The 25109-nt window shown below is 72.4% G+C and carries 31 protein-coding genes and 2 pseudogenes; 10 read left to right on the top strand and 23 right to left on the bottom strand.

Features of this window, described 5'->3' with window-relative positions:
- Positions 1-304, bottom strand: a pseudogene (locus tag ACZ34W_RS32690) (hypothetical protein); the annotation flags it as partial.
- 236 nt (positions 305-540) lie between these two features.
- Here ACZ34W_RS32690 and ACZ34W_RS32695 point away from each other — a divergent pair.
- The gene (locus tag ACZ34W_RS32695) at positions 541-1206 is read left to right on the top strand and encodes a hypothetical protein (protein WP_465609295.1); all 666 of its coding nucleotides are present in this window, start codon (positions 541-543) and stop codon (positions 1204-1206) included.
- A gap of 298 nt (positions 1207-1504) precedes the next feature.
- Here the strand turns inward: ACZ34W_RS32695 and ACZ34W_RS32700 are convergent, their stop codons facing one another.
- The 3 genes from ACZ34W_RS32700 to ACZ34W_RS32710 all read right to left on the bottom strand — a co-directional run bounded on the left by ACZ34W_RS32700 (position 1505) and on the right by ACZ34W_RS32710 (position 3657).
- A complete protein-coding gene (locus ACZ34W_RS32700; RefSeq protein WP_465609297.1) occupies positions 1505-1744 on the bottom strand; it encodes a hypothetical protein in 240 nt (79 codons plus the stop codon).
- A gap of 195 nt (positions 1745-1939) precedes the next feature.
- A complete protein-coding gene (locus ACZ34W_RS32705; protein WP_465609299.1) occupies positions 1940-2101 on the bottom strand; it encodes a hypothetical protein in 162 nt (53 codons plus the stop codon).
- Positions 2102-3297: 1196 nt separating this feature from the next.
- Positions 3298-3657 (bottom strand): hypothetical protein, encoded by a 360-nt coding sequence (locus tag ACZ34W_RS32710; protein ID WP_465609394.1) that lies wholly within the window; start codon positions 3655-3657, stop codon positions 3298-3300.
- Positions 3658-4712: 1055 nt separating this feature from the next.
- Here ACZ34W_RS32710 and ACZ34W_RS32715 point away from each other — a divergent pair.
- Positions 4713-5240, top strand: a complete 528-nt coding sequence (locus tag ACZ34W_RS32715) for a YrhB domain-containing protein (RefSeq protein ID WP_465609301.1) — start codon at positions 4713-4715, stop codon at positions 5238-5240.
- A 46-nt stretch (positions 5241-5286) separates the two neighbouring features.
- On the opposite strand, the gene ACZ34W_RS32720 is transcribed toward ACZ34W_RS32715, so the two are convergent.
- Positions 5287-5763 carry a hypothetical protein gene (locus tag ACZ34W_RS32720; protein ID WP_465609303.1) on the bottom strand — a complete coding sequence of 159 codons (477 nt, stop codon included), beginning with the start codon at positions 5761-5763 and terminating at the stop codon, positions 5287-5289.
- A 35-nt stretch (positions 5764-5798) separates the two neighbouring features.
- On the opposite strand from ACZ34W_RS32720, the pseudogene ACZ34W_RS32725 reads away from it, so the two are divergent.
- Positions 5799-6558: pseudogene (locus ACZ34W_RS32725) on the top strand (transposase).
- Positions 6559-6664: 106 nt separating this feature from the next.
- Here ACZ34W_RS32725 and ACZ34W_RS32730 read toward each other — a convergent pair.
- The 5 genes from ACZ34W_RS32730 to ACZ34W_RS32750 form a co-directional block, all read right to left on the bottom strand.
- On the bottom strand, positions 6665-7330 hold the full coding sequence (locus ACZ34W_RS32730; RefSeq protein WP_465609305.1) for a tetratricopeptide repeat protein: 666 nt from the start codon (positions 7328-7330) through the stop codon (positions 6665-6667).
- A gap of 143 nt (positions 7331-7473) precedes the next feature.
- Positions 7474-7860 (bottom strand): hypothetical protein, encoded by a 387-nt coding sequence (locus tag ACZ34W_RS32735; RefSeq protein WP_465609307.1) that lies wholly within the window; start codon positions 7858-7860, stop codon positions 7474-7476.
- Between the two features lie 170 nt (positions 7861-8030).
- Positions 8031-8204 carry a hypothetical protein gene (locus tag ACZ34W_RS32740; RefSeq protein ID WP_465609309.1) on the bottom strand — a complete coding sequence of 58 codons (174 nt, stop codon included), beginning with the start codon at positions 8202-8204 and terminating at the stop codon, positions 8031-8033.
- 590 nt (positions 8205-8794) lie between these two features.
- Entirely contained in the window at positions 8795-9526 is a 732-nt protein-coding gene (locus ACZ34W_RS32745; RefSeq protein ID WP_465609311.1) for a hypothetical protein, read from the bottom strand.
- On the bottom strand, positions 9523-10209 hold the full coding sequence (locus tag ACZ34W_RS32750) for a hypothetical protein (protein WP_465609313.1): 687 nt from the start codon (positions 10207-10209) through the stop codon (positions 9523-9525). Before ACZ34W_RS32750 ends, ACZ34W_RS32745 begins: the two co-directional genes overlap by 4 nt.
- Positions 10210-10324: 115 nt before the next feature.
- On the opposite strand from ACZ34W_RS32750, the gene ACZ34W_RS32755 reads away from it, so the two are divergent.
- A complete protein-coding gene (locus ACZ34W_RS32755; RefSeq protein WP_465609315.1) occupies positions 10325-10750 on the top strand; it encodes a hypothetical protein in 426 nt (141 codons plus the stop codon).
- Positions 10751-10865: 115 nt separating this feature from the next.
- On the opposite strand, the gene ACZ34W_RS32760 is transcribed toward ACZ34W_RS32755, so the two are convergent.
- A complete protein-coding gene (locus ACZ34W_RS32760) occupies positions 10866-11225 on the bottom strand; it encodes an STAS domain-containing protein (protein ID WP_465609317.1) in 360 nt (119 codons plus the stop codon).
- A gap of 610 nt (positions 11226-11835) precedes the next feature.
- On the opposite strand from ACZ34W_RS32760, the gene ku reads away from it, so the two are divergent.
- On the top strand, positions 11836-12957 hold the full coding sequence (gene ku, locus ACZ34W_RS32765) for a non-homologous end joining protein Ku (RefSeq protein ID WP_465609319.1): 1122 nt from the start codon (positions 11836-11838) through the stop codon (positions 12955-12957).
- A gap of 256 nt (positions 12958-13213) precedes the next feature.
- On the opposite strand, the gene ACZ34W_RS32770 is transcribed toward ku, so the two are convergent.
- The 11 genes from ACZ34W_RS32770 to ACZ34W_RS32820 form a co-directional block, all read right to left on the bottom strand.
- Positions 13214-14143 carry a hypothetical protein gene (locus ACZ34W_RS32770; protein ID WP_465609321.1) on the bottom strand — a complete coding sequence of 310 codons (930 nt, stop codon included), beginning with the start codon at positions 14141-14143 and terminating at the stop codon, positions 13214-13216.
- Positions 14144-14160: 17 nt separating this feature from the next.
- Positions 14161-14424 (bottom strand): hypothetical protein, encoded by a 264-nt coding sequence (locus ACZ34W_RS32775; protein ID WP_465609323.1) that lies wholly within the window; start codon positions 14422-14424, stop codon positions 14161-14163.
- Between the two features lie 61 nt (positions 14425-14485).
- Complete coding sequence (locus tag ACZ34W_RS32780; RefSeq protein WP_465609325.1) at positions 14486-14761, bottom strand: hypothetical protein; 276 nt, start codon at positions 14759-14761, stop codon at positions 14486-14488.
- 113 nt (positions 14762-14874) lie between these two features.
- Positions 14875-15081, bottom strand: coding sequence for a hypothetical protein (locus ACZ34W_RS32785; protein ID WP_465609327.1), 207 nt, complete (start codon positions 15079-15081; stop codon positions 14875-14877).
- A gap of 269 nt (positions 15082-15350) precedes the next feature.
- Positions 15351-15572, bottom strand: coding sequence for a DUF6087 family protein (locus ACZ34W_RS32790; protein WP_465609329.1), 222 nt, complete (start codon positions 15570-15572; stop codon positions 15351-15353).
- Positions 15573-15606: 34 nt separating this feature from the next.
- The gene (locus ACZ34W_RS32795; protein WP_465609331.1) at positions 15607-16740 is read right to left on the bottom strand and encodes a methyltransferase domain-containing protein; all 1134 of its coding nucleotides are present in this window, start codon (positions 16738-16740) and stop codon (positions 15607-15609) included.
- Positions 16737-16886 carry a hypothetical protein gene (locus ACZ34W_RS32800; protein ID WP_167745251.1) on the bottom strand — a complete coding sequence of 50 codons (150 nt, stop codon included), beginning with the start codon at positions 16884-16886 and terminating at the stop codon, positions 16737-16739. Before ACZ34W_RS32800 ends, ACZ34W_RS32795 begins: the two co-directional genes overlap by 4 nt.
- 77 nt (positions 16887-16963) lie before the next feature.
- The gene (locus ACZ34W_RS32805) at positions 16964-17398 is read right to left on the bottom strand and encodes an ATP-binding protein (RefSeq protein WP_465609333.1); all 435 of its coding nucleotides are present in this window, start codon (positions 17396-17398) and stop codon (positions 16964-16966) included.
- A gap of 256 nt (positions 17399-17654) precedes the next feature.
- Positions 17655-18503 carry a helix-turn-helix domain-containing protein gene (locus tag ACZ34W_RS32810; RefSeq protein WP_465609335.1) on the bottom strand — a complete coding sequence of 283 codons (849 nt, stop codon included), beginning with the start codon at positions 18501-18503 and terminating at the stop codon, positions 17655-17657.
- 40 nt (positions 18504-18543) lie between these two features.
- Positions 18544-19071: a DUF6879 family protein gene (locus ACZ34W_RS32815; RefSeq protein ID WP_465609337.1), complete on the bottom strand. Its 528-nt coding sequence runs from the start codon at positions 19069-19071 to the stop codon at positions 18544-18546.
- The gene (locus ACZ34W_RS32820) at positions 19025-19306 is read right to left on the bottom strand and encodes a hypothetical protein (protein WP_465609339.1); all 282 of its coding nucleotides are present in this window, start codon (positions 19304-19306) and stop codon (positions 19025-19027) included. The genes ACZ34W_RS32815 and ACZ34W_RS32820 overlap by 47 nt, the downstream gene beginning before the upstream one ends.
- Positions 19307-19931: 625 nt before the next feature.
- Between ACZ34W_RS32820 and ACZ34W_RS32825 the strand changes: the two genes are divergently transcribed.
- From ACZ34W_RS32825 to ACZ34W_RS32835, 3 genes are all read left to right on the top strand, one after another.
- Positions 19932-20369: a hypothetical protein gene (locus ACZ34W_RS32825; protein ID WP_465609341.1), complete on the top strand. Its 438-nt coding sequence runs from the start codon at positions 19932-19934 to the stop codon at positions 20367-20369.
- 40 nt (positions 20370-20409) lie between these two features.
- Entirely contained in the window at positions 20410-20949 is a 540-nt protein-coding gene (locus tag ACZ34W_RS32830) for a hypothetical protein (RefSeq protein ID WP_465609343.1), read from the top strand.
- Between the two features lie 371 nt (positions 20950-21320).
- Positions 21321-21890: an HNH endonuclease gene (locus ACZ34W_RS32835; protein WP_465609345.1), complete on the top strand. Its 570-nt coding sequence runs from the start codon at positions 21321-21323 to the stop codon at positions 21888-21890.
- A 781-nt stretch (positions 21891-22671) separates the two neighbouring features.
- On the opposite strand, the gene ACZ34W_RS32840 is transcribed toward ACZ34W_RS32835, so the two are convergent.
- Positions 22672-23601: a hypothetical protein gene (locus tag ACZ34W_RS32840; protein ID WP_465609347.1), complete on the bottom strand. Its 930-nt coding sequence runs from the start codon at positions 23599-23601 to the stop codon at positions 22672-22674.
- On the opposite strand from ACZ34W_RS32840, the gene ACZ34W_RS32845 reads away from it, so the two are divergent.
- On the top strand, positions 23594-23746 hold the full coding sequence (locus tag ACZ34W_RS32845) for a hypothetical protein (protein ID WP_465609349.1): 153 nt from the start codon (positions 23594-23596) through the stop codon (positions 23744-23746). The genes ACZ34W_RS32840 and ACZ34W_RS32845 overlap by 8 nt on opposite strands.
- Positions 23747-23803: 57 nt before the next feature.
- Positions 23804-24879 (top strand): IS630 family transposase gene (locus ACZ34W_RS32850; protein ID WP_465609351.1). Its coding sequence is split into 2 segments (ribosomal slippage): positions 23804-24250 and positions 24253-24879, totalling 1074 coding nucleotides; the frame shifts between segments, so codons are not numbered across the junction.
- The last annotated feature ends 230 nt before the right edge of the window (positions 24880-25109 follow it).

Consider the following 25109-nt stretch of genomic DNA (forward strand, 5'->3'; position numbering starts at 1 on the left):
TGCAGGTGTCGGTGCCGATGACGCCCTTGGGCACGGCGGAGGCCGGGGTGCGGGCGCCGGTGCCGGGCGACGCGGGCCCGGCGGGAGGGGTGGGTTCGGCACCGGGGTCCGCCGGTGTCATGGTGACGTACTCGCCGGTGTCGTCGCTGAGCAGGTCGGACCCGCCCGACGCGGTCGCCTCGTAGTGGCCGGGGGTGACCGCCCCGGTGGCACCGATGCGGATCTGGAGCGTGATCTTCTCGCCCTCGGCGAGCTGGTAGGTGCCGGTGTCGGTGGTGCGGGCCCAGATGGCACCGGCCGCCACCGACCGGCCCCGCCCGCCGCACCGGCCAGCCGCACTGCCCGCCGCACCGGCCTGCCCGGTCACCGCCGACCCGCCCGGCCCGGCCGCCCGCACCCACCGGAACGCCGAGCTGCCCGGCCGCGGCGCGAGCACCGGGCTACGCCCCTGGGGGCCGGGGGGACAGCCCGGGGGTTGGGCGAAGGGCCGCAGTGGCCCGGAGCGAGACCCTGATGGAGCCGCCACTAGACTCCGGCGCCATGACAGCCGTCACTCCCGTATCGCCCATCCCGGTCGTGCCCGCTGGCCTGACCGACCGAGCCAGAAGGTTCGTCGAGGTGGACGGCATTCGTGTTCCTCGGCAGGGCCTCGGGCAGTACCGAGAGAGGTGGATCGAGCACGGGGTCCCAGCTGCGGAGATCGACCGGGCCGCGGCCTTCCAGGACCGTTGGGGCGGTCTTGCGCTGCCGCCTGCCCCGTTCTACGAGGGCGGTCCACGCATCCTGAGCGCCGACTGTCCCGAGCGCTCGGCCGCTGAGGGCTGGTTGTTTCCGGCGGGAAGCTGTCGGGTGTCAATGGCCTACGGCTTCATGATTGACTCCGGCGGCGCATTCGGGATCGATGCTTACCGCTGGACACCGCTGCATGCCAGCACAGACGGATGGGTGGAGTCCTTGGCGCTCGCCGCGCATGCCGGTCGCTGGGCCAAAACCGTGACAAGGATCAAGGGGAAGGCCGTCGAGTCATTGAACCTCGTCGGCTTCGAGCCGGTGCCGGAAGTACAGGGCGTGACGGACACGTGGTGGCGGGGCAAGGACTCGCTCATCGCCCTCTACCGAGGCGAAGCGGTCGGCCTGGACGCTCCACAATGCCTTGAAGCCCACGTGTACGGCGGTCTCGACGAGTGGGGGCTCCACGGCGGCTGATCACCGACGCCGCCGAATCTCAGCACCTACTCGGCCTGGAGGCCCGCCCCATCGCGCTCAGTCACATCGAGCTGAGCGGGCCAGAGCGACCAGGCACGCGCAGCGGGCAGGTGGGGCGGGGTGGCTGGCGGGCTCTGGGAGGATCAGCGGGCGGTGCGCGCCGCACACCATTGCCCGTGGCACGTACCGTCTTCACCCCGCCGGCCTTCTCGGCGCGCGAGGTGGGCCTGGCGGACGGTGCGGGCCGCCGGCTCCGGGATCTCGCAGCACAGCGGCTCCTCCGGTACCGGTCGGTGGGTCAGGTGGTCCGCAGGTCCGGGGCGGCCCGGAGCAGGGAGAGGGCGTGCTGCGGGTCCTGGGAGAGCCAGGGTTCGCCGTCGGCGGCGTCGACGACCTGGCGCCCGTCGACGAACGTCCCCCTGCCGCAGCCGTCGCCGGCCGCAGCGATGCAGGCCGCCAGGCGGCGGTCCGGGCGCCGCACCGCGAACAGGCCCGGATCGGCGTCCCGGCCCTCCAGCACCAGGTCGCTGTCGGGCACGGTCCACGTGTTAGGGAGGCGCCCAGGCCCCGGGCGAGCGGCGAGGTGGAGGTGCGCTGCTCGGCGAGCGCCAGGCGCAGCTGCTCGGGGAACCGCGCTGCTCGTTCGGGCCGACAGCGGCCAGGTGGACAGCACGCAGACCCCCTTCGGCCAGCGGGTGGGCGAGAGCCTGCGTCGACGACGTACCGCGGCCGATCAGCCGCTCACCTCCTCCCTGCCGCGGCGGGGAGGGGGCTGGGACAGGGGATCGGGCGGCAGGCCGGCGCGCGTGCGGGCGGCCTGCTCACGCAGGTGAGCGCAGGCCTCGGCGGTCTGTCTGCGCAGCAGTTCGGCCGCCAGCTCCGTCGAGGTGGCCAATTCCGAACCCGCGTCCGATTGGTCCCATGTATGGGCTGTTTCATGCCTCCACGCTTACCCCACCCCGGCGCCGAACCACCACCCCGCTACCGGACCCGCCACGCGGCCGTTCGACGCCGCCGTGCGGCCGGGCGAACCCACGGCACACGGCACAGAACCTCGCCCGGGTCGGCGCAGCTGCGGGTCGGCGGCGAGGGCGCCGGCCCCCGCAGGCGGATGCGGCGAGAAAGGCCATGGCGGCGACCAGGAGAACGATGCCGAGGGCGACCAGCGGGAGCAGCCCCCGCAGGACGTGCACCAGGACCAGGCCGATCGCCGCGGTGTCGACCTGGAGGAGAAGGACTCCCCCGCGCCGTTCCGGCGGGGCCGGCGTCCGCACGGGCAGATGGGTGCGCCCGCGCGGCGGCGCGCCTCCTTTCGGCGTGCACGCGCCCCGGCCCGGGCACCAGGGAGCGCGCACCCGCTGCAGCCCTCGCAGCAGCCGGCACTCCCGCAGGTCCGCGGTCGCCGGGCGACTCCAGTCCTGCGCCTGCCGCGCCAGGGCCTGGACGCCCTCCCGCGACCCGGCCCTGCGGCGCCTGCCGGACGTCCAGCACGTCCGCACTCACCGGCGCCCGGTGCCCGGGCCGCCAGCGCCGTCCCCGGCGGGCAGGTCACCGGCCGGCACACCGCCCGGTGCCGCCGCGTCCGCACACGCCCCCGAACCTGTCCGCCGTCCCCGGCACGCAGCACCGCCCCGATCCGCGCGATGACAACCGTGTCATCGCCCGAATCCGTCGATCTTCTTGTCGTATGCCGCCCAACGAGGAAAGACGGCGCGACGGCGGTCAGTACGGCCAGGTAGGCGGTCATCAGCCCGTCGGCGATCCCGAGGTCGATACCCGCGGCCGTGGCCGGCGTCGCCCACCCCGAAAGTCCCGGAATCCCCGTGCGGCGGGCCTGCTTCGGAAGCGCCGGCGGCGGCAGCACCGCCGGGCCTCCCTCCCACCACGGGCGGGGGCTCTGGCTGAGGTGCGAACGGGTCACGGCACTGCCCTCCAAGATCTCTCGGAGGGACCAACGACCCCGGGCCCGGACGAAAAACGGCGCCCGCACGGACGGTCCGGGCGCGGCGCGGCGCGGCGCAGGCCGGACCGGCCGGTGCCCCGCAGCGCGAGGCGGGCACAGGACCCGGGGCAGGTACGGCCCCCGGGCGGTCAGTGGGTCTCGCGGCGCTGCTTCATCTCGGCCTCGGCGATATGGTCCCGCCCGCCGGCCAGAGCCTGGCGCACCGAGCGCTCCGCCTCGGTGAAGCGGCGGTGGTAGCCGTCGTCGTAGGCCTCCACGACCTGGAAGGTCCACATCCCCGGCAGCACGTCGGCGCCCTGCACCTCACGCTCCACCAGGTCGGCCTGCTCGGCGTGGCCGGCCGCCCGCAGCGCCCGGACCGCCTCACCCACCATCCTGTCCGCGCCGCCGGTCAGCTGGTGGAAGTCGTACAGTCGGCCCCGCGCCCGCTGCGTCGTCTCCAACGCCTGCGACAGCAGCCCCAGCGCCTCCACCGTCGCATCATCCATCCCGGCCGGACGGGCGTGCCGCCGGTCGTTCTCGTCGTCGGTCACCGTGGCCGGTCCTTCCGCGCCGCTCGATTCGCCATCCACCGACGTGTTCCCCCCACGGCCACCGCCCACCGACCCGGACCCGCACACTGGCCCGTTCGGACGTGCGAGATGGAGGAGGACCGCCAGGCGCAGGCTCCACGGCGTGTAGAGGACCCAGGCCGGGGGACCACGGACAGTCCGGCCCAGCCGAGCGGCAGGCCCACAGCCAGATGCGGCGCGTAGCCCGTGGCACCCCGGGCACGGCTGGCGGCCTCCTAGCGCTGGAACCCAATCGGCTGGTGCCGGTCAGCCCTTCTCAGGCGCACCCAGGGTCCAGCCGCTGACCGCAGCAACCGGGCCGCGCCAGGTCGGCAGGGCGTGGGCGGTACGGCCGTCCCGGTAGGTGACGTCACGCAGGTGGAGGAAACGGGGGGGCCGGCGGCAGGCGTCGGCCTCTGTCCCCGTTCTCCTCGATCCGGTCGCGGGTCGCTCCGACGGCTCGGCGCAGGTCGTAGTCGTCCAGCTCGCGGGTGAACTTCTCCTCCCAGACCGCAGCCGGGACGATAGTGCCCGTGACAAGACCGCCAGGCACGACCAGGGTGACCACGACCTCGGAGTCGATGTGCTCGCCCGCGGCGCCCAGGCGGAGCAGCTCCAGGTACGGGTCGTGGTGGGAGTCCTGGCCGAACAGGACTTTCAGGACCTGCTGAGCCGCTTCCTACGCCCCCACCGGGTCCTCCTTGTACTGCCCACCACGCCGTGCTCGGCATCGCCCGCCTGCACACCCTCAACCAGACCGCGTAGTCGAGCCGCCGCCCCGACACCCGGCTCGCCCCAGCATGCCGGAGATCAATGACGGGACGCCCCTGGGCTGCCGGGGCCCCGAGAAGGCTTTGGAGGCCGTCACCCTGGGGGTGGCGGCCTCCGGCCGTTGCTGACTTCAGACCGCGTTTGAGATCTCAATCCGGGCGGTGTGCACCTGCGCTGGCCTGGATCGGAACCCTGTTGCACTCTGGTGAATGATGAGGGGCATGGTCACAAGGGAGCGCGCCGTCGAGCTGGTCGAAGCTCTGCTGTCGAGGGCGTGGCACGGGGAAGCCGACGTCGCTGTCGACAGCGTGACGGAGCATCCGTTCGGCTGGCTGGTCAGCTGGCAGTCGCTGGAGTACATCCGCACACGAGACCGCCGGAAGATGCTGATCGGGGGCGGTCCGTATCTGGTGGACCGGGAGGACGGAAGCATCCACCACATCCCTGTCCTCACGCTGGTTGACGGCTGGGAGAAGCACTACCTCTGGAGGATCAAAGGCATCAGGCCACCGGATCGGCCGGACCCCTTGGCTCCGGCCGTCCGTGCGGTCCTGGAGGCCGACGGGATCCTGGCCGCGATACGTCACCTGCGTAAGGACGCCCCAGTCCTTGGGATACAGCAGGCGAAGGCCTACGCCGAAGCGATGCTCGATGGCGGGGATCCCCCGAGGGAACTGGTCGACCTGACCTGGGACCCCAGGCCGTACGGGCCGATGCCGATCGAAACGCTGACCGGGCCGGCTCAGTAGCGGCCCAAGGGCTGTCCCGTAAAGATCTCCCGGGGACGGCGGTGCGCTACCCCATGACCGCGCGAGCCGCGTCCAGAAACGCCAGCCGGTTGTCCTCCAGGTAGTCCCGCACGCTTTCACCGTCGGGCAAGCCTTCCCATACCGTCCGGTTGAGGTCGAGGAAGTACGCGCGGGCCGCGTCGTGCACCGGCAGAGGGAACTGGATGCGGATGAGCCGCTCCGCAACCCACAGCCTGTTCATGACGTCCCGGGTCGTGAGGAACCAGACGTCGGTGTCCTCCCACTCGGAGGGCCGACTGAAGGCGGAACGTTCGGCCTCGGCCCCCACCTCGACGAACCGCTCCAGCAGCGCCAGCCGTTCCCCGCGCCGGGCCTCCGACAAGGCGAGCAGCTGCCGTTGCTGTTCAGCGCGTTCCGCCGAGAGTTGAGTTCTGTGCTGGACGAGGTAGGACAACGAGCCGCCGAGGACAACGCCGCCCAGCGATATGAGTGACACCCAGACCTGACCTGACATGCCGGTCATCGTGCCATGCCGTCGATCTTTGAGACGATCTCACTGTGGCTGGTGTGATCACGGCGTCCGAGCCGTCCTGGATAGTCCCGTTCACCGGGCTGAGCCCGCGGCAGCTCGGAAATCTGGTGGCACTTCTGCGGCGCGAGGGTGCAGACGCGGTCCGCAAGGGACGGCCGTGGGGCCTGCCGTTGGAGGACCGGGCACTGCTGGTCGCCGCATACCGGCGCACGAACCTGACCATGCGCCAGCTCGCCCCGCTGTTCGGGGTGTCCAAGTCGGCGGCGGACCGGGTCATCGACCACCTCGGGCCGATGCTTGCTCTCCAGCCCCGCAAGCGGTTCGCCAAGGGCACCGTGCTCATCGTGGACGGCACCCTGGTCCCCACCCGCGACCACACCATCGCCGAGCAGTCCAAGAACTACCGGTACTCCACCAACCACCAGGTTGTCATCGACGCAGACACACGCCCTGGTCGTCGTCCTGGGCCGGCCGCTCGCCGGAAAACGCAAGGCATGGGAGGAGTCCGGCGCCAAGGCTGCCGTCGGCAAGACACTAACGATCGCCGACGGCGGCTACCCGGGCACCGGGCTCGTCATGCCCCACCGCCGACGCAAGGGCGAAGACCTGCCCGACTGGAACCAGGAGCACAACAAATCTCACAAGCAGGTCCGTGCCCGCGGGGAGCACGTCTTCGCCCGCATGAAGACATGGAAGATCCTCCGCGACTGCCGTCTCAAGGGCGACGGCGTCCACCATCCCATGCTCGGCATCGCCCGGATTCACAATCTCGCCCTCGCCGGATAACCGAGGGGGCCGCGCGGCAGCCGCCATGTCCGAGGCCACCCGAGACCCTTTACGGACAGCCCTTAGTTTGACCAGTCTCACCGAACCTTGACCGCGCCACCCCTGGCTAGAACGGGGGCTCCACGTTGAACCCGCCCGTAGCGGACCAGGGACCGTCCTGCTCTCGCCGCTCCGCCGCCTCCCGCTCCCGCCGTTCGGCGGCGGCGCGGCTCTCGGCGATCGTGGGGATGGAGTCGAGAGCCTCGGCCGGGCGGCCGTGCCTGATGAGCATGTCGGGCAAATCGTGGTGAACCAGGTAGTGGGTGGAGGAGCGGAGCAGTGCGAGGGCCTCCTCCAGCCGGCCGTCCAACTCCAGCAGCCCTGCGAGCGCGGTGCCCCACTCGCCCGGCTCTTGCTCGGTGAGGGCGGTGGCCTCCGCGATGCCCTCCTTGTAGCGGCCGGCCTCGCCCAGTAGCCAGAGCCTCAGGGAGCGGACCTGGTCCGGGTGCTCCTTGACGTATTCATCGGTGCGGGCGTCCAGGAGTTCGAGTGCCCGACCGGGTCGGCCGTCTTGGACGAGCAGTTCCAGCGCCCATTGAAGGAAGTTCCAGCAGTCGTAGTACTCGTAGGTGGGCCGGCCGGTCTCGACGGCCTCGTCGACCCTCCCCTGGCGAACGAGCAGGCGCATCAGCGCCGCCCGGTCCTTCGGATGGTCGTGGGCCTCGATCCCGTCGCGTAGTACGGCCTCCGCCTCGTCCGCCCGCCCCGCGTCCTCCAGCGCCTTCGCGAACACGTCGAGGGCTGAGCGGTGGTCCTCCGCTGCGAGGACACCCAGCTCGTCGATCAGGCCCTGCCGGGCGAGGAGTTCCGCGTAGCACTCCGCGAAGTTGACGGGGTGCCGTCGGCCCGAGGCCCGTTCGGCGCGCAGGACCTCGACTAGCGCCGCCCGGCGGCCTTGGAGGTCATGTGCAAGGTGCCGCCGACCGCGTCCCAGGAGTGCTTCTGGTGACGTGCCTGGCGGACCGCGAACGCCTTGAGGTCCTCCAGATCCTGCTCGATCAGCGTGATCTGCTCCAGGACCCGCAGTGGCTGCCGCATCCGGGCCAGCCGGTCCATCTCGGCGCCTCGTTCGGCGATCGAGCGGGCGACAGCCACCGCCGCCGCGTCACGGGTCACCACCAGCTTGCTCGCCAGCTTCTTGTTCCGGCGGCTGGTGGTGCCCTGGCGGCGGCATTCCTCGGTGCAGTACTTCGGAGGACGGCCGCGCTTGGTGGTGCGCTGGAACGGCGTCTTGCACCGCTGGCAGATCAGGTTCATCGTCATCGGATGGGTCTCCTCGCCCGAGCCACTCCCTCGGATGGGGAGGGTGTGCGGGCATCGGTGGGTCGTAAAGGCCCCCGCTGATGGTGCGAGGGAAACACTCCGCCGGCTCCGGCCGACACGGAGGCAGGGGCCGCCGCACCAGGGGAAGCCCGGTACGGCGACCCGACCGTTCACAGGCGGGCGCTGGTGCCAAGCCGCAGGTAGGAGCCGCTCAGCCAGGGCAGAAGGCCGAGCAGGGCCAGGGCCGGGGGCACCCCGTCGAGCGTGGGCGCGAACAGCAAGGGTGCGCCGAGGGCCGCGTTGGCGCCGGTGAGCCGGACGTTCACCACCAGGTCAACGGTCAAGTGCCGGCCTCTGGTTTGGAGACCCGCCGACCGCGGGATGTTACGGTCGGACCCGCCGTCCGGTAGCGCCTTGATGCTGCCGGACTTGCTGCGGAGTGGGGACATGTGTCCTCCTCGAACGACGTAGCGATGGGTAGCGGCGCCCCGGCTGCATGTTTTCGAGGACCGGCTGCCGGGGCCCGCAAACCGCGAGAGTAGCGGGCAGGACACGCACCGTGGTAGCCGCGCTGGTCATTAATCCCGTTCGCCGTCATATCGGTTAAGCGGAGCCCGAATCTGACTGAATGAACGAAAAGGATCAGTCATCAGCGGTAGATAGCAGCGGCGCAGGACACGGATCTGATCACCCCTCACGCCTACGCGGACTTTGCTTGCCTTCGCCCGCTTTTAGCCCGCTCTGTCATCCACCCCCGGGCCGGCTTCGCCAGCTGAGCCACGCCACCACCTCGAGACCGCCCACGGCGGCTCGGCCCTCGAACATCGCGCGCCCGGCCACCGCACACCCAGCCCTGCGACCCGCGACCAGCGCCCGGCGCCTGCCGCGCTGACCGCCCACCCTCAAGGGGCGTGTAGCGAGCAGCCTCCGCCGGCTACGCCATCGCGACGGCCGCGGTGCCCTCAGGCCGCCCGACGCCGAAGGCGCTCTCCTCAACCGCGCGGACGGCACCGGCCCGGTCCGGCAGCCACAGCTCCGCACCCCGCGACCGCGCCGCCGAGCCTCGCCCCGACACCGTTACCCGCGCTCGCCGGCCCGTCAGCTGCCCGTGCCCCTCCCCCAGCCCGGACCACCGCCGGGAGCTCACATCCAGGCGCAGCTGCGCGCCCGGCCAGGGGCCGGGGGTGAGCAGCACAGTTCCGGTGCGGCGCAGCTGCGCGGCGAGGCGTTCCAGGGCGCGGGGCGCCAGGCCGGTGGGGGCCACGGCGAGGACGACGGGGCAGGCGGCGGCGAGCGCGGTGACCACCTCGGCGTAATGGTCGCCGGGGAAGTCGGCGACCAGGAGGCGCTTCAGGTCGAGGCCGTAGCCGGCGGCCGCGGCGAGGCCGAGGTCGGGCAGGCCGACGGCGGCGGTCCAGGCGTAGCGGTCGGTGGTGGCGGGGCCGGCGGCGAGAGCCAGGAGCAGGCTCATGTCGGTGGCCTCGGTGACGGTGCCCTTGGCCAGGCCGCCGTGCGGCAGCAGGCGGCGCAGTGGTTCGAGGACGGGCAGGACGGTGGCCTGGGCCTGGCGGGCGCGGGTCTCGGGGGAGGTGGCGTCGAGGAGGTCGGCGAGCCGTTCACGTCGGTCCGCGGCGAGCTCCGGAAGAGGGGCGGCGGCCAGGCTCACGCGCACTCCCCCGGGGTGATCGGGGTGGCCGGGGTGAACGGGGCCGCCGCTCCGGCGGGCGCGGACGCGACGTCGGTGTCGGCTTGGGCGGGCTGGTCGTCCTGGGCGAGGGGGCGTAGGGCGGTGCCGTCGGCGATGACCCAGGCGGCCTGTTTGTCCTCCCCCCAGCGGGCGTGGGCGATCCAGGGCATCTGGGGAGCGGGGCGGCGGCGGGCGGTGACCAGGACGGAGCGCCACGTGTTGTCGGCGCGGAGCCAGGCCAGGCGCCAGCAGCGTTCCGAGGGGTGAGTGCCAGCTGGGCCGGTGAGCTCGCCCGGCACGCGCACCGCGTCGCGCCAGGTGCCGAAACAGGGGGCGGTGGTGGGGGCTGGGTCGGTGGGTTCGGGCAGCGGGCGGATCCGGTCCCGGTCGAAGAGGAACCAGCCCCAGGCCTCCTCGCCGGGGCCGGTGCCTTCCGGGCCCCAGGTGACGTGGACGACCCACACCGCGCTGCCGGGCGGGCGGCGCCACACGGTGAGCATCCCCGGCCGCCAGCGCCCGCCCAGGCGGATCTCCACCAGGCGCCAGCGCCGCTCGTCCCGGTAGAAGCCCGGCAGGGACATCAGCTCGCGCGGTGCCCGTTCGGCGTCACCCGGCCGCTCGGGCGAGCGGACGGGGCGGGAGAACGGCACAGCGGAAGTCATAGAACTATTGTTCGATAAGCTGCCGGAGTGATCAAACGTCAGCTACACCGGCGCCCGGCACCCCCCGGCGGCCGCGGTCGGTAGCGTGACGCCACCCCCACCGAAGGACACCCCCATGCGCCCTGCCCGCGTCCAGCAGCTCCTCCTCGACGCCGCGGCCGCCCTGCCCGGCGCAGCCGCGAAGACCTTCGCCGACGCCGGCCACACCCGCCACCCTTTCGGCGTCGTCATCGAAGCTGGCGGCCGCACCTCCCGCTGGCAGGTCGCCCTCATGAGCGCCCCGGGCGAGACCTGGGGCCCCGAGAGCGACGAGCGGGCACCGGTCCTGGGCGAGAAGCCGCCGGCCATGGAGATTCCGGCGCTGACGAACGACGTCGCCACCGTGGAGCGGGCCCTCGTCGCGCAGTTGCTCGCCCAGGACCCGGGCGAGATCGCCTCCGTGGACCTCTACTCCGCCCGGCCCACCCCGCCCGCCGTCGGACACGGAGCCACCATCGACTTCCACGACGGCTCCCGCGCGTTCATCAACCACGTCCGCTGAAGCTCGCCGCGGCGGGACAGGTCCGCCGAGCGGCAGGACTGCCGAGGCCGGCCCGCCAGGGGCGGTCCCGGTGGAACAGATGAGACGACCGGCCCCTGGCCGACCCGCTTGCCGGTCAGTCGGCGAGGGCGGCCGGGGGCACGTCCTGGTCGACGGGGAGGACCTTGTCGGCGCCGGTGATCTCCAGCATGCGAGCCACCGTGTGGGAGGGACGGGCCAGATGGACCACGGTGCCCTGCTGGGAGGCCTCGATGCGAGCGCGCAGCAGGACGTTGAGGCCGCTGGAGTCAATGAACGTCACAGCGCCCAGGTCGACCAGCACCATCGACGGCACCGGCCGCGCCGCGAGGGCGCGGTGCAGGGCCCTGGTCAGCACGGGAGTCTCATCGAAGTCCAGCTCGCCGCAGCACTCCAGGACCGGCCCGGCGGCACTGTCGCGGGCGGTGACGGTGAAGGCGTCCTCGTACTCGAACATGGCGACGGTGCGGCTCCCTCCGACTCCCCTACGGTTGGCATGACCACCTTATGACCGGCCGGAGCCGCACGCACCGGAGTACCGGAGCATTCGCCGGGCCGACTCCCCGGGCGGCCTGAGGCGGCCACGCCCGGCCGTGAGGCTTCGTCCCAGGTCGGTATCCGCCCTTTGAAGCGGGCCCGTGTCAGCCTCGGGGGCTTCCCCTCAGCCGAGCTCCCCCGGGCCGGGCCGGTCATCGGGGAGCCCGACCGGGCGGGTGGCCGCCTCGCACCCGGCGTGGACCCACGCGCTCTCCCGCGGCTCCACGTCCGGCCGCTCGGGTGCCGGCGCGTCGAGCCGCCGCACCAGGTACGCCTCCCCCCCACGGCCACCACGAGCAGGCGCCGACCCGGCCAGGCGATCTCCTCGACTACGTCCTCGGCCCGGTAACGGGGGCTGGCAGCGCTCACCCCTCCATACTCCCGCGCGCACCGCCGCGCTGCGCCGCCGGCGCTGCCGTGACGCCAGACGGGCCCGCTCCGCGTGCGCGCCGGCGAGGCGGCGGCGACGCTGGCTGGACCCGCGCCCACCAGCGCGCGGCGAGTGCCGACGACGCGAGCAGGAGGCCGCCGTGGCTCGACCCGTGTGGACCGGAGTGCTGACCTTCGGCCTGGTCACCGTGCCCGTCTCCCTGTACACCGCGACGCAGTCCCACGACGTGCGCTTCCACCAGCTGCAACGCGGCACCTCCGACCGGGTGCGCAACAAGCGGGTCAACGAACTCACCGGCCAGGAGGTCGGGTACGAGGAGATCGTCAAGGGCTACGAGGTCACCGCGGGCGAGTACGTCGTCGTCGAACCGGAGGAGCTGGAGCAGATCTCCCCCGGCCGCTCGCGCACCATCGACATCGCCGGCTTCGTCGACCTCGCCGACGTCGACCCGATCTTCTTCGACAAGACCTACTACCTCGGCCCCAAGGGCAAGGAGTACCAGAAGGTCTACGCCCTCCTCGTCGAAGCCCTCGACCACGCGGGCAAGGCCGGCCTGGCGATGTTCGCGATGCGCGGCAAGGAGTACCTCACCGCCATCCGCTCCCACGGCGGCCTGCTGGAACTGCACACCATGCACTTCGCCGACGAGGTCCGCGACCCCCGCACCGAGATCGACAACCTCCCCGAGAAGACCGACCTGTCCACCCAGGAGATCAAGACCGCCGAACAGCTCATCGGCATGCTCGCCCTCGACTGGAAGCCCGACGAGTGGCACGACACCTACGAGGACCAGGTCAAGACCCTCATCCAGGACAAGCTCGCCGGGCGCGAGATCGCCGTCTCCACCGGCCCCGCCCCCGAGGCCACCAACGTCATCGACCTCATGGACGCCCTACGCCAAAGCCTCGACACCGCCCGCCAGGACAAACCCACCACCCCCGCCACGGAGACCCCCACCCGGACGACGGCCACCAGCACCCCCAAGCGCGCCGGCGGAAAGAAGAGCACCTCCGCCAAGACCCCCACCGGCAAGACCACCCCGCACAAGACCGCCACGGGCAAGACCACCGCTGGCAAGACGGCCGCGAAGCGCGCCAGCACCACCGGCAAACAGCAGCTCTCCCAGCTCACCAAGGCCGAGCTCTACAAACGCGCCACCGACCTCGACATCCCCCACCGCTCCACCATGACCCGCACCGACCTCCAACACGCCCTCGAGCGCGCCCCCACTGGCAAACGGCGGCACCTGCGAAGCGCGTAGCAGCGTAGACCCCGGCCGGAGTCGTTCTCGGCCCGGCACGGCTGCCAACCGTTCGGGGCCAGTGGCCAGCGGACGCTGTGGGAGGACAGGCAAAGAGTTCGGCATTGGTTCCGGCGCCGCGAGGCGCTCTCGCGGCGCCGGGCTGGGCTGGGTGGGACGAAGGTCAGATCGGTTGGATGGGATCGTCCAGCCATGCCTACCCGCCGTCCAAGGTGACGGTGAGTCCGAGCCGGTCGACGCCGGGGCCGCCCGCGTCCTACGCCCGGCGGATCGCGCCGGAGGAGAACCACTGCACCAGCGTGGCCGCCAGGTGGACCGCGGCCACCGCCTGTGCCTCGGTCTCCTTGCGGGTCGGGTCCTGCTTGCCGTGCCGGCTCCTCTGGCCGTCCCACAGATGCTTCATCATCCGGCGGACCATCTCGACGCCGTCCTGCGGATCGGCGCCCTCGATCTCGAAGACCAGCGCGCCAGCGAGCTTGGGCATCTCTCCCAGCATCGTGCCCAGCGTCGCCCGACGGTGGTTGGGCTGCAGGGTGGCGTGGGCCGCGCACTCCACCGCCTTGATCGCCTCGCTGAACGCCTTCACCGGATCCGGGACGAACGCATACGCCCGCTCGACCGCCTCCCGCAGGTGCTCCGCCGCCGACCCGCGCTCCGGCTGCTCCCCGCTCTCCACCGCGGCCTGCAGCACCCGCGCGAGCGCCGGATCGACCCGGGCCACCAGGGCGCGGCCGTCCGCGCGGACGGTGTACCGCGAACGCGCGTCGTCCAGCAGCTGCTGCAGTGGGGCGCGGTCCACCCCCCGCTGCTGGGTGAGCACTTCGCCCATGCTCGCCAGCGCCACCAGAGCCACCGTCTTCCGATCCATGGGCGGGTCCTCGGCCCGGCGAGCGGAGACAAGCGGCACCGGCACCGGCACCGGTAGCAAGTCCAGCGCCGCGTCGACGACCTCCAGGAGATGCTCCGCCGGCACCTGGAAGGCGATGACCGCCTCATAGTTGGCCTCGCCCTCGTGGCCCAGCACCAGGTCGCAGCGGAGCGCGACCCGCCGCCACACCTCTCCAACGGGGCGGCGCAGCGCGGAGTACAGCCACTCACGCAGCGGGCTCTCCAAGGCGGCGGAGACTTCCGCGCGCAGGGCCACGGTGCCGCCTTCACGGCCGGAAAGGGGAGTCCACAAGGTCATTGCGACACCGTAGAGGTTCAGCCCGCCGGGCAGCACCGGCATTTGACACCGGACCTCAACGCCCCTCGTGGGAAGCTCAGCCTGCGTTGTCCTGCTGGGCCTGCCAGCGGTCCGCGAGCGGCCAGCCGGGGGTCGGCGAGGACGCGGGCGATGACGTCCGCGTCGCTCAGGTCGACCTGCGGGACCGGCAGCGGGGCGCAGGTGTGCTCCAGCTCCACCAGCAGCTTGTTGAGGGCGGCGGCTTCGTCCGGGTCCTCGCCGTTCAGGTCGGCGGCCAGCACGTCGTGCGCGGTGCGCAGGCCTCCCGCTGTTGTTGGTAGGAGTGACTGTCCAAGAGGCCGCCTACGCCGAGTCGCCCTCCCAGTCCCAGCGCAGCGGGTCGCCGGGGCGCGGCTCGTAGTGCGCGCGGCCGCCGGCGCCGTAGTGGCCCAGCGGCGCGATCAGCGCGGCCCCGCACTCCAGCTCGTCCGGGTCCCAGCCGGTGACGTCGACCAACTGGCCATCCAGCGGCCCGCCCACCAGCTCCCGGTACTCGTGTCCCGGCTCGGGGCCAGCGTCCTCGCCCGGTTCGGCGCCGTAGACGCGGCCGCGCAGCAGCTGCTCGTCGTGCTCGTCCATCGGGCCAGCGTGGCACCGCGAGCGATGAGCGCGCAGGCGATCAGCGCCACCGCGCGCTCGCGGCCCGGACGCAGGATGGCATCACGGTCCGGCGGTGGTGTAGCCGGACCGGGTCAGCCCACCGACTGGACGGCCTGGCGGTCGCGCCAGTGGGCAAGCAGCTCCCGCCAGTGCCACCGTGCCTGCGAGAACACGGCCCAGCGCCGGTTCGGCAGGTCCCCCGCGAGGTCCTCCAGCGCGACCCGCACCGCCAGGTCCAACCAGCCAGCCCGGTACCCGTCGCCGATCAGGGTGCGCAGCTGCCCACGGGTACGGGGCATGGAGACCCGGGGGTCCCAGTGCGCGTCCCGGCTCGGCTGGGCGGCCGGGCTGTGTACGGGCCCGGCCGCCCGAGAGCTTCACCGTGCTGCGCCCGGTCCGGTGGGGGTGTCCGGGCCGGGCGGTGTGGAGCAGGCGCAGCCGCGCGCCCTGGTCGGGGCGCTCGGCGGGTCCAACGAGCAGCCGCCGATCGGGCAACGGGATCAGCCGGCGGCGGAACGGGGCCGCCTGGCTGTCGTGGATCGGGCGGGTGGTGTGGTCGGTGCGTAGGTCAGGGTCGGCGGTGGCGGCCGGAGCCGGTCGCCACCGCGGTTGTCGGTGGTTCGTCGGTGAGCGCCACCGCCACCCAGCCGTGCCCGTCCCACTCCTGAAGCAGCCGAGGGGCGGTGGGGTCGATGTGCGCGGCAGCCGTGGTGACGACCCGTCGCGCTCCGACCGGGCGCAGGCGTCGGTTGCGGCGCGCGGCCCACTCGCTCAACGGCTCGTCGTCCACGGCCCGGTCCCCTCTCGCTGGGTGGTCGGTGCGGTCAGCGTGGCAGGGGCTGGGCGGGGTCGTCCAGCCACAGGCGCTGCCCGTCCGGGGTGACGGTGAGGCCGAACCGGGCAAGGCCCGGCCGGCCCTCTGCGGTCCACCAGGCGTAGGCGGTCTCGAACTCCTCCCACAGCCGCCTGGCTCCGTACTGGCGCACCGGGTGCTCGCGCTCGCCCTCGCGGAACGTCGCCGCCGACCAGGCCGGTTCAGTCAGCGAGTACAGCCACAGGGTGCGCGCGCCGTCGTCGTGCGGCTGGACCGCGTGCGTGACGCCGTCCAGGAGCAGCCCCATCAGGAAGGTGAAGGCGGCATGCCGGCCGTGCTCGGGCGGCGTGGTCGCGGTGCTGCCCTCGGCGAGGGTGCCACCGCCTCCGGGCGGCTCAGGCCAGGTGAGGCGCTGGGAGCGCAGCTTCATGAACTCCACCGGCTCCAGAAAGCGGCCCGACGCGGTCGCGCCGTCGTCGTCCACCTCCAGGCGCAGCAGGGCGTCGAGGTTGCTGTAGTGGGTGCCCCAGGGGGTGAGGATGAGGGCGCCGGGGCGGGCCTGGCGGATCCAGGCGTGGGGGATCTCGCGCAGCGCGCAGGTGGCCACGATCCGGTCGTACGGGGCGCCGGGCGGCCAGCCGGCGACGCCGTCGCCGCAGACCACGGTGGGCCGGTAGCCGGCCTTGTGCAGCGCGGTGCGGGCGCGGGCGGTGACGTCGGGGTCGATCTCGACGGTGACCACGTTGGCGTCGCCGAGCCGGTGGGACAGGAGCGCGCTGTTCCACCCCGTGCCGGTGCCGACCTCGAGGACGCGCTGCCCGGCCTGGACGTCCAGGTGCTCCAGCATCGCGGCGACCACCGAGGGCTGGGAGGCCGAACTGGTCGGCACACTGCCGTGCTGCTCGCCGTGGTGCCGGCCGTCGTCCCACTGCGTGACGATCGGGAGGTCGGCCGCGGCGGCCGCCGCCCAGCCGTCCGGGTCGGCAGTCCTGCTGACAGCTCGGCTGGTGTTGGTAACCAGGTCGTGCGCCCACATCAGGTCGGGCAGGAACAGGGAGCGGGGAACCGCGGTGAAGGCCGCGTCCCACGTGCGGGCGGGCCGCCCCTGCTCGGGGCGGCCCTCCTTCTGCGCGGTGCTGGTCACTTGCGGTGGCCTCCGTCACCGGGCGGCGTGCTGCCGTCGGGGTTCGGCGGGTCCGAGGGCGGCGTCCACGGGGTGCCCGGGTGCCCGTCCCCCTCGCCGCCACCGCCGCCCGAGCCTCCGCCGCCGTGGCCTCCGTCGTGGTCCATGCCGAGCTCCTTCCGTCGCTGTGATGGTGCCCTCCCGGGGACCGGGAGGAGTAGAGGGCCGACCCGGCCCGCGCGGGCTACGCCGGGCCGGGAGCGCGAGTGCGCAGATCCGCGTGGACGGTCTTGCCGAACGGCTCCAGGGTCACGCCCCAGTGCCCGCCGGTGAGGTGGTGGACCAGGGCCATCCCGCGGCCCGACACGGCGGCGAGGCCCGCGTCGATCAGGCAGGGCATGGCACGGGAGCCGTCGCGGACGCTGATCCGCACGCACCGGTCCGTGATCCGCTCGACCGTGACCGTCATCTTCCGTCGGCAGCCGGTCTTCGCCGCGTTGCCCGCCAGCTCGCTGACGATGAGTTCGCCGGCCTCGACCAGGTCGTCCAGCCCCCAGGCGCGCAGCGTGGTGCGCACCAGGCGCCGGGCCGCCGATGCGGACTGCGGCTCGTAGGGCAGCAGCGCCCTGGCGGAACTGGCGGCTGAGGGAAGCGTCAGGATCTCGACGGTCGTGGTCACTGGGGCCCTCGTACCCTCCGGCGCTGCCCGGGCGCGGCCGTGGCCGGTGGGCGGGGTATGCGGTGCGCGGCCACGGCGGTTCTCCGCTCTCTCGTCGGGCAGTGACGGCTGCGCCCGCCCGACGGGGGCGGGCGTGCGCAGCGGCCCCGGCTCGCCCGCCGGGTCCGGGTCTCCGGTCCGTCACGGCGGGCGACCGTTTCGACCGTAGGGAGTGCACAGCCGGGCCCTCAACGAGGTTGCGCCTTCTTGCGCGAAGTCACCCGAGCGTGGCGATGGCCGCGGTGATGAGCTGACGGGCCTCGGCTCCGTGGACGGCCATGGCGGCCAGGTCGGTGAAGGTGCGCACGTAGTCGGCGATCTCGCGGGGCTGGGTGATCCGCAGGTAGCCGGAGGTCAGCTCGACGGCCACCTCGGCCTCGTCGAACAGGTAGAAGTCCTCGACCGGCAGGTGCGGGCGGTCTGGCCGGGTCGGGATGACGCCGACGCTGACGAACGGGCTGGCCGAGACGGCGAGCAGGTGGCCGAGCTGGGCGGCCATCGTGTCCGGGTCGCACACCGCGGCTCGCAGCACCCACTCCTCGATGAGCAGGCCGAAGCGGTGCCGGCCGGAGAACAGCATCCGCTGGCGTTCCAGTCGGGCTTCGACGGCGTCGGCGACGTCGTCGACCTCGACGCGGGCGCGTTGGATCGAGCGCAGGACGGCGGTGGTGTACTCGGGGGTCTGCACCATGCCGGGTAGGACGCGGCTGGCGTAGACGCGGAAGTGGCCGGTGCGGCGGTAGAGGGCGGCGACGGCCTCTTGGGCGGCGCGCAGGCCGGTGCGTTCCATGCGGCGCCACTCGGTGTACATGGAGTCGACCGCGCGGGCGGCGGCGATGAGGTCGGGGACCTGGTCGTCGGCGTCGCAGGCGGTGCACCAGGCGCGCAGGTCGTCCTCGGAGGGGGCGGAGCGGCCGCTCTGGATGCGGGAGGTCTTCGCCGGGTGCCACCCGCAGTGGACGGACAGCTCTTCGCCGGTCAGGCCGGCGTCCTTGCGCAGGCCGACCAGGCGGGCGGCGAGGGCCTTGCGCGCTTCGATGACGCTGGAGGACGGTGACGACGGCATGGTGCTGGCTGCCCGCTGGGGGTGGTGGTGGACGGGTTGGTCAGACGGTGTACTGCGCGTGCGGGACGGCCCGGTCCCAGACCGCTTCGAAGGCCGCGGCCACCGATTTCACCACGGCCGGGTCCTCGGTCGTCTCGTGGCCGGCCCACTCGCCGTCGCCGGTGAACCAGTGGAACAGCACCAGGCGCTCGTCCACCAGCCAAAGGTCGTTGCCCGGCAGCAGCAGGTCGGACGCCTTCGACCGGGGCAGCCAGCGGACCTGCTCGCCGAGCGCGACGTTGTGCCGCTCGGTGATCGCGTGCTCCCACCGAATGTAGGCGGTGACCGGCTCCGAGACGATGCGGGCCCGGCGCATCACCGCCCCACGACCGACGGTCTCCCGCACCAGTGCCGCCCAGGCCGTGTACTCCTCGGGCAGGTCGTACTCCCCGGGCCGGTCCACCGGAAGGCCGGCCCGCCAGTCGGCGAAGACGGGATCGTCCATGTAGGAGTCGCGCATCTCCAGGTGGCAGGCGGAGCACTCAGCGCTCCTCAGCAGGGCGCCAAAGTCCGGCACGCTCGGCTTCATCGCACACCTTTCGCAGGAACGGGATCATCCGGACCGGGAGCCGGACGACGCCCTCGTGGTCCGGGACGCCGGTGGCGTGGCCCTCCACCCACTCGGTCTCGCTGATCACGCGGTACATCTCCATGTCGGGCAGCCAGCCCTGGACGACGATCTCCGCCTTCTCGTCCTCCAACCACACGGTCGGCGAACCACCGTTCGGCGTGTCCGGGTCGATGCCCCTGAACCGTAGTGCCATGACCACTCCCTCTGCCAGGCCGGTTGCGAGTCCTTGCGCCCCCTCACCGTTCCGCTCTCCTGGCAGGCCGTCAAGAGCGCGCGGAGGCAACAGGGCGCCCCCACGCCAAGGGGCCGGAACCGGAGAATCCACGCTGGGGCCTGCAGTCCGATCACGCGGTGCGGATCCTGCCGTCGGCGATCAGGCGGCCGATGTAGCCGGGCCAGTCCCGTTCGAGGGTCTGCTGCATGAACGCTCGGGCCCTCTCCCGGATCTCGGGGGTGAGCTGCGATGCCGAAGCCCGGCCACACCTGTCTCGCGACTGGAGGGTGAGCCCGGGAAGCAGATGCGATAGCCGCTCGGTCGGGGCGTAGCTCAGGCCGGCACGTCGGTGGAGGGGAGGGTCGCGCGCAGGGTCGCGCGGTTGAGCTCGCTCGCCAGCTCCCGCAGGCCCTCCGACGCCGCACTCGTGGATGTAACGGGGCGTCAGCATCCGATTACGGATTCGCCGGACAGGAGTCGGCGCGCGGAGCAGGATGAGGCCATGCCCGCTGTTGATGACCCGGTCTTCGCGCTGCTGCGCGCTTCGTTGGACCCTGCCTGCCAAACGGCCGCCGTTCGCTCCGAGCACCCCGTGTGCCGTGTCGTGGCCGCTACCGCCCGCAAGGACGTCGCCGCCGGTGGCATGGAGAACATCTCCTTCCTCGCTGCCGGCGTCGCCGTCACCGGCCTGTTCGCCGAGCACCACGACCTCGAACCGGCCAAGCTCATGCGGGACCTTCTGGCCAAGGCCACCGAGGACCGGAGGAAGGGGCACGGCAAGGACGTCCCGTGGCAGGACGAGGTGCCCGCCATCCTCGGGGTCTTCTTCGACCCCGCCACCATCGCGGAGGCTCCGGTGATCCTGGCGCGCGTCTGGATCGAGGGCGAGGCCAGGTTCTATGACCTGCTGGTGGACCTCGCCGCGCTGGCGGCCACCATGATGACCTCGCTGATCGGCCTCAACGCCTGCACCCAGGATGAGATCTTCGAGGAGGTCGGCCGGATCCTCGACCTGGCCGGCGCCGACGACGATCCGTCATGACCGACGACGAACGAGTTCCTCACCCACCAGAAGGGCACACGTGAGCAGCGACCACGCCCCATCGGCCCCCGCCGACGACCAGGACCAGGACCAGGACCAGGACCAGAACGGTCCCGAGGACGGCGAGGACCTGGACGGCCCCGAGCTCGAGCCGCGGAGACTCTTGGAATTCGCCGAGTTCCTCGGCATGGACGAGGAGGCCGAGCAGTTGCGCGGAGATCTGCGCACCGAGCGGATCCTGCCCCGCCTCAAGCGGGCCCTGGACTTGGCCGGCCTGCCGATCAGCCCCGGAGCGGGAGTCCCGGGCGTCCGGGTCATGGCCGAACGGAGCGCCGGCTTTCCGGCAGGCGCCGTCCGTGTCACCTGGAACGAAGGTGCCGACCTCGACGCCATGATCGATACTGCCGCGCCCGGCAGCCCAGCCGATGTGATGTGCCAGGTGGTCACCTCAACCATGGACAAGGCGCTGGACATCATCCTCCAGGCCGCAGGGCTGCGGACCATCGTCGATTCCCTCCACGGGTCCGTCGTCGTAGCGGACACCACGACGTTCCCGGAAGGGCGGGAACTCGGCCTGTGATTGCGAAAGCCGCCAACAGCCCTGGTCACCGATGACGGTGACCAGGGCTCACTACTGAACCGGGGTGCCCCCGAGCACCCACCGGACCACGCGGTCCGTGGCCGGCCGACCCGAGGGCAGCCTCACGCCTGCGAATACCGGAAGCTGTGGCAGGTCGGCCGGAGGTGGTGAACTTCGGTCAGGAGCCGTGGCCGCCGCGCTCGAGCGTCGTTGGGCCGTGCGTCCCGCTCATGCCTCTCTCCTGGAGACTCCGTGCGCACGCGTCCTGTGCTCGTGTCCGTCCTCTCGGCCGCTGCCTGCCTCGGCCTGCTCGCCTCACCCACGCACGCCGCACCCGGCCCCTCGGCTGAGCGGCGGGCGGCCGGCGAAGTGTGACCATCCCGCTCCGCGACGCGATCGAGGCGCTGCCCGTCGCCGAGGAGAGCAGGGCCGGCTACGAGCGCACGAAGTTCCGGCACTGGATCGAGGCCGACAAGGACGGCTGCAACACCAGGAAGGAGGTCATCCTCCGGGAAGCCGTCGAGGCGCCGGAGATCGGCCCGGGCTGCTCGCTGACCGGCGGAGTCTGGTACTCGATCTACGACGGGGTGACCGTCACCGACGCGGCCGGCCTGGACGTGGACCATGTAGTGCCGCTCGCCGAGGCCTGGGACAGCGGGGCCTCCGCCTGGAGCGCGGCCGAGCGCCAGGCCTACGGCCAACGACCTGGACGAGCCGCGCGACCTGGTCGCCGTCACCGCCCGCTCGAACCGCCAGAAGTCCGAAAGGACGTCGCCGAATGGCGCCCCTCGGTCAAGGCAGAGGAGTGCGACTACCTCACCCGCTGGACCGTCTCCAAGACCCGCTGGAGCCAGAGCGTCGACACCACCGAGAAGAACGTCCTGCGCGACCTCGGCGCCGCCTGCCCCAACGACAGCTTGACCATCACGCTCGCCCGCTGACCGCCGCGCCCGGCGTCACCGCGCACCGTCGTCCGGACATCCCGGCCGCCACCTCCGCACCCGGGGGCGACAGCCTTTCACAGGCCCGGATCTGTTCGAACTCCGGTCCCGAACGCGGATTGGCCGGCCGGCTGGCGATGTATCGTCCGCCGGTTCGGCACCCGCCACCAGGCCCAGGGTCCCGGTGAAAATCGGCACTCAACACCCCTTGGCTCGCCTTCTCCCGTGCCTACCGTCCGGCACCACGGACCGCCTGAAGCGGGCCCGCGGCGCTCCGCTGCCGTCCCGGCCCGCCTTCCCGCGGCTCGTGTTCACCGCACCCGACGCAGAAGGAGACGGACATGCACGAGACGAGGCCGCGCACCGAGGAGCAGGGCGCGGCGGGGCGGGACGGCGTCGAGCCCGCCCCGCGCGGTGGAGCAGACCGGGAGCACGGCCTGGTGGCGGAGTTCAGGAGACGGCGTGGTGTCACTCCGCCGTCGGGCACGGCGCCTGCCCGCGCGCTGGCCGGGAACAGCCGGCTCGGTCAGGCGGTGCCCCGCTGTGACCCGCCGCCGAGGCTTCGGCCCGACTCCGGCCGTTCCTGGGTTCCCAGGATCTGCGGCAGTCGTCCGTGCAGCTACCGAATTCGAAGCCGGGCAGGTGTCGCGCGTACCCGGCGGGACCCCGGGCCCAGACCGCTCCTGTTGCCCCGACCGGGGCGGCCGGCCGACGACGTCGGCTCCGGTGGCCTCGGGCCCTGGCGTCGTGCCTGCGGGCACACGGCACAGAGCCGTGGTTCTCACCGGCGGCCTGCGAGTTCCTCCAGCTGCGTGGCCAGGCGGGGGCCGGGCCGGCTCGCGACTCCGTCGATGACCAGGAGGTCGCCGGGCTCGCTGTGGACGACCAGGCGGTTGACTTCCGCCGCGAGTTCGCCCGTGGGCCGCACCGACTCCCGACTGTGCCAGGGTGGGAGGACCGCGGGCACCACCTTGGTGAGGTAGCCCGGCAGGTTCGGCAGGCCTGGGGGCATGGGAGAGCCGCCGACTTCCCCAGCCGCGGCGCACGCCTGGTTGAACCACCATTCCGACTCGTCCAGCTCTCCGCGGTGGAGGTGGTGGAGGTAGAGGGCGAACGCGGAGACGTGGTCGCCGGCGGCGGCGAGACGCCACCAGAAGACGGCGCTGATGGGATGGCCTGCCAGGTGCAGGATGCAGCCGAACACCCGGGCACCGTCGATCTCGTCGTCGACGTCACGCGTGTCGATGTCGCCGGGCGGCCGGCCGGCGCGGTGCTTCCAGTCCTCGTCCGCGTAGCGGGCGAGGAGGGCGACGGCCTTGGGGCGTGTCACGGTGGCGCGGGCCAGGGAGTCGAGGCCCAGCCGGGCACGGTTGTGGTCCGCCCACCAGGCGGGTGGAACGTAGGTGCCGGCGTGGTAGCCGGCCACATCGCCCGCGATCTCGCGCATGGCGGTCGCGAAGTCCTCGCCGCCATCGGGGCCTGCCGCGCGGTCGCGGCCGGGCCCTTCGGCCTCGGCGAGGAAGAGGCGCAGGGCCTCCTCGCGGGAAAGGCCCTGACCCTCACCGGCGTGCGAGCGGCTCCTATCGCGGCCGGCGATGGCCGCGGCTTCGGCGGTCTGACCGAGCAGCCGCTCGACGGCTCGGTCGTGCCCGCCGGGTGCCGGCCGTCGGGAGCCGGCGCTGCCGCGGCTGGCATGGGGATCGATGGTCACCGGCGTGCTCCTCTGCGGTGAGTCGGGTGTCGTGGCGCCGGTGACGGGCGTCGCCATGACGCTCGGCCCCGGCCGGAACGAGCCGGCGGGCGCCACGATGTCGCCCGCTCGGGCCGAGGGCCACCTCGGCGGCAACGACTACTGAGGTCTTCGTTCTGTTGTCGGTGGTGACAGGTAGTGATCCCTGCGGTATGTCAATGGTGTGCGGTATGCGCAGGGTGGGGGCCTGACCGCTGAGCGGCGGGCGTTTCGTGAACAGGTGCGGCTGGAGGCCGGTACCCGGTTCGAGGCGGGCGAGAAGACCGCGTCGATCGCCCGGGATCTGCGGGTCAGCGAGCGGTCGGTGGAGCGTTGGCGGCGGTCCTGGCGTGAGGGTGGTGCGGATGCCCTGCGCTCGGCGGGTCCGGCGAGCGTGCCGAAGTTGTCGGCGTCCCAGTTCGCCGAGCTGGAGGCGGAGTTGGGCAGAGGTCCGGCCGCCCATGGGTACGAGGACCAGCGCTGGACGCTGGTCCGGGTCCAGGCGGTGATCGGCCGCCGGTTCCGGATGGCGTTGTCGATTGCGACGGTATGGCGGTTGCTGAAGCGGCACGGCTGGTCCTGGCAGGCCCCGGCCCGCCGGGCGCTCGAGCGGGACGAGCGCGCGGTGGAGCTGTGGAAACAGGAGGTGTGGCCGCGGGTAAAAGCACCGCGGCGGCGCTCGGAGCCTGGGTCGTCTTCGAGGACGAGGCCGGGTTCGCGATGACGCCGCCGCGCGCCCGCACCTGGGGCCGGCGCGGGCACACGCCCGTGGTCCGGGTCCGGGGACGTTCCCGGCGTCGGATCTCGGTGGCCGCGCTGTGCTGCTACAAGCCCGGCGAGCAGAGCAGGGTGATCTACCGGCCCCGCTTTCACATGCCGCTCAAGGGAGCCCGCAAGAGCTTCGCCTGGACCGATTACCGCGATCTCGCCGTCCGTGCGCACATTCAGCTCGGCGGCCCGATCGTCCTGGTCTGGGACAATCTCAACACTCACCTGGCCGTCGGCATGAAGCAGTACGCGGCGAAGCAGGAGTGGCTCACCGTGTTCCAACTGCCCTCATACGCACCGGACCTCAATCCGGTCGAAGGCCTGTGGTCGCTCCTGCGTCGCGGCCCGACAGCGAACACCGCTTTCACCGATCCGGATCATCTCACCCGCACTCTCCGACGCGGACTGCGACACATCCAACTTCGACCCGCCCTTATCGATGGGTGCCTGGCCGGCACCGGCCTGCCGCTCACCCCACCGACTCCATCCTGAAAACCTCAGTAACCCCCACAACCAGAAAGGACGAGTCGTCACAACCCTGCTGTCCCCTCGTGACACAGCAGGGGACGCCGCCACACAGACCCGCACACGCCCCACCAACACCACCCCAGGAGCCACGAGAACGTCGGGGTGAATGGCCGGTTCTTCCCTGCGCGTAGCTCGCCACGCTCCATAGAGTTGCCCCATAGCTGTCAGCCGGATACGGGGGTACACCGTGCACA

The sequence above is a fragment of the Kitasatospora sp. NPDC022856 genome (assembly GCF_055561235.1).

What these genes read in the sequence shown, in the direction of transcription:
- ACZ34W_RS32695 (WP_465609295.1), top strand. Translation starts at nt 541, where the DNA reads ATGACAGCCGTCACTCCCGTATCGCCCATCCCGGTCGTGCCCGCTGGC.
- ACZ34W_RS32710 (WP_465609394.1), bottom strand. Translation starts at nt 3,657, where the DNA reads ATGGATGATGCGACGGTGGAGGCGCTGGGGCTGCTGTCGCAGGCGTTG.
- ACZ34W_RS32715 (WP_465609301.1), top strand. Translation starts at nt 4,713, where the DNA reads ATGGTCACAAGGGAGCGCGCCGTCGAGCTGGTCGAAGCTCTGCTGTCG.
- ACZ34W_RS32720 (WP_465609303.1), bottom strand. Translation starts at nt 5,763, where the DNA reads ATGACCGGCATGTCAGGTCAGGTCTGGGTGTCACTCATATCGCTGGGC.
- ACZ34W_RS32735 (WP_465609307.1), bottom strand. Translation starts at nt 7,860, where the DNA reads ATGACGATGAACCTGATCTGCCAGCGGTGCAAGACGCCGTTCCAGCGC.
- ACZ34W_RS32750 (WP_465609313.1), bottom strand. Translation starts at nt 10,209, where the DNA reads ATGACTTCCGCTGTGCCGTTCTCCCGCCCCGTCCGCTCGCCCGAGCGG.
- ACZ34W_RS32755 (WP_465609315.1), top strand. Translation starts at nt 10,325, where the DNA reads ATGCGCCCTGCCCGCGTCCAGCAGCTCCTCCTCGACGCCGCGGCCGCC.
- ACZ34W_RS32760 (WP_465609317.1), bottom strand. Translation starts at nt 11,225, where the DNA reads ATGTTCGAGTACGAGGACGCCTTCACCGTCACCGCCCGCGACAGTGCC.
- ACZ34W_RS32770 (WP_465609321.1), bottom strand. Translation starts at nt 14,143, where the DNA reads ATGACCTTGTGGACTCCCCTTTCCGGCCGTGAAGGCGGCACCGTGGCC.
- ACZ34W_RS32780 (WP_465609325.1), bottom strand. Translation starts at nt 14,761, where the DNA reads ATGGACGAGCACGACGAGCAGCTGCTGCGCGGCCGCGTCTACGGCGCC.
- ACZ34W_RS32785 (WP_465609327.1), bottom strand. Translation starts at nt 15,081, where the DNA reads ATGCCCCGTACCCGTGGGCAGCTGCGCACCCTGATCGGCGACGGGTAC.
- ACZ34W_RS32800 (WP_167745251.1), bottom strand. Translation starts at nt 16,886, where the DNA reads ATGGACCACGACGGAGGCCACGGCGGCGGAGGCTCGGGCGGCGGTGGC.
- ACZ34W_RS32810 (WP_465609335.1), bottom strand. Translation starts at nt 18,503, where the DNA reads ATGCCGTCGTCACCGTCCTCCAGCGTCATCGAAGCGCGCAAGGCCCTC.
- ACZ34W_RS32815 (WP_465609337.1), bottom strand. Translation starts at nt 19,071, where the DNA reads ATGAAGCCGAGCGTGCCGGACTTTGGCGCCCTGCTGAGGAGCGCTGAG.
- ACZ34W_RS32820 (WP_465609339.1), bottom strand. Translation starts at nt 19,306, where the DNA reads ATGGCACTACGGTTCAGGGGCATCGACCCGGACACGCCGAACGGTGGT.
- ACZ34W_RS32845 (WP_465609349.1), top strand. Translation starts at nt 23,594, where the DNA reads ATGGTCACCGGCGTGCTCCTCTGCGGTGAGTCGGGTGTCGTGGCGCCG.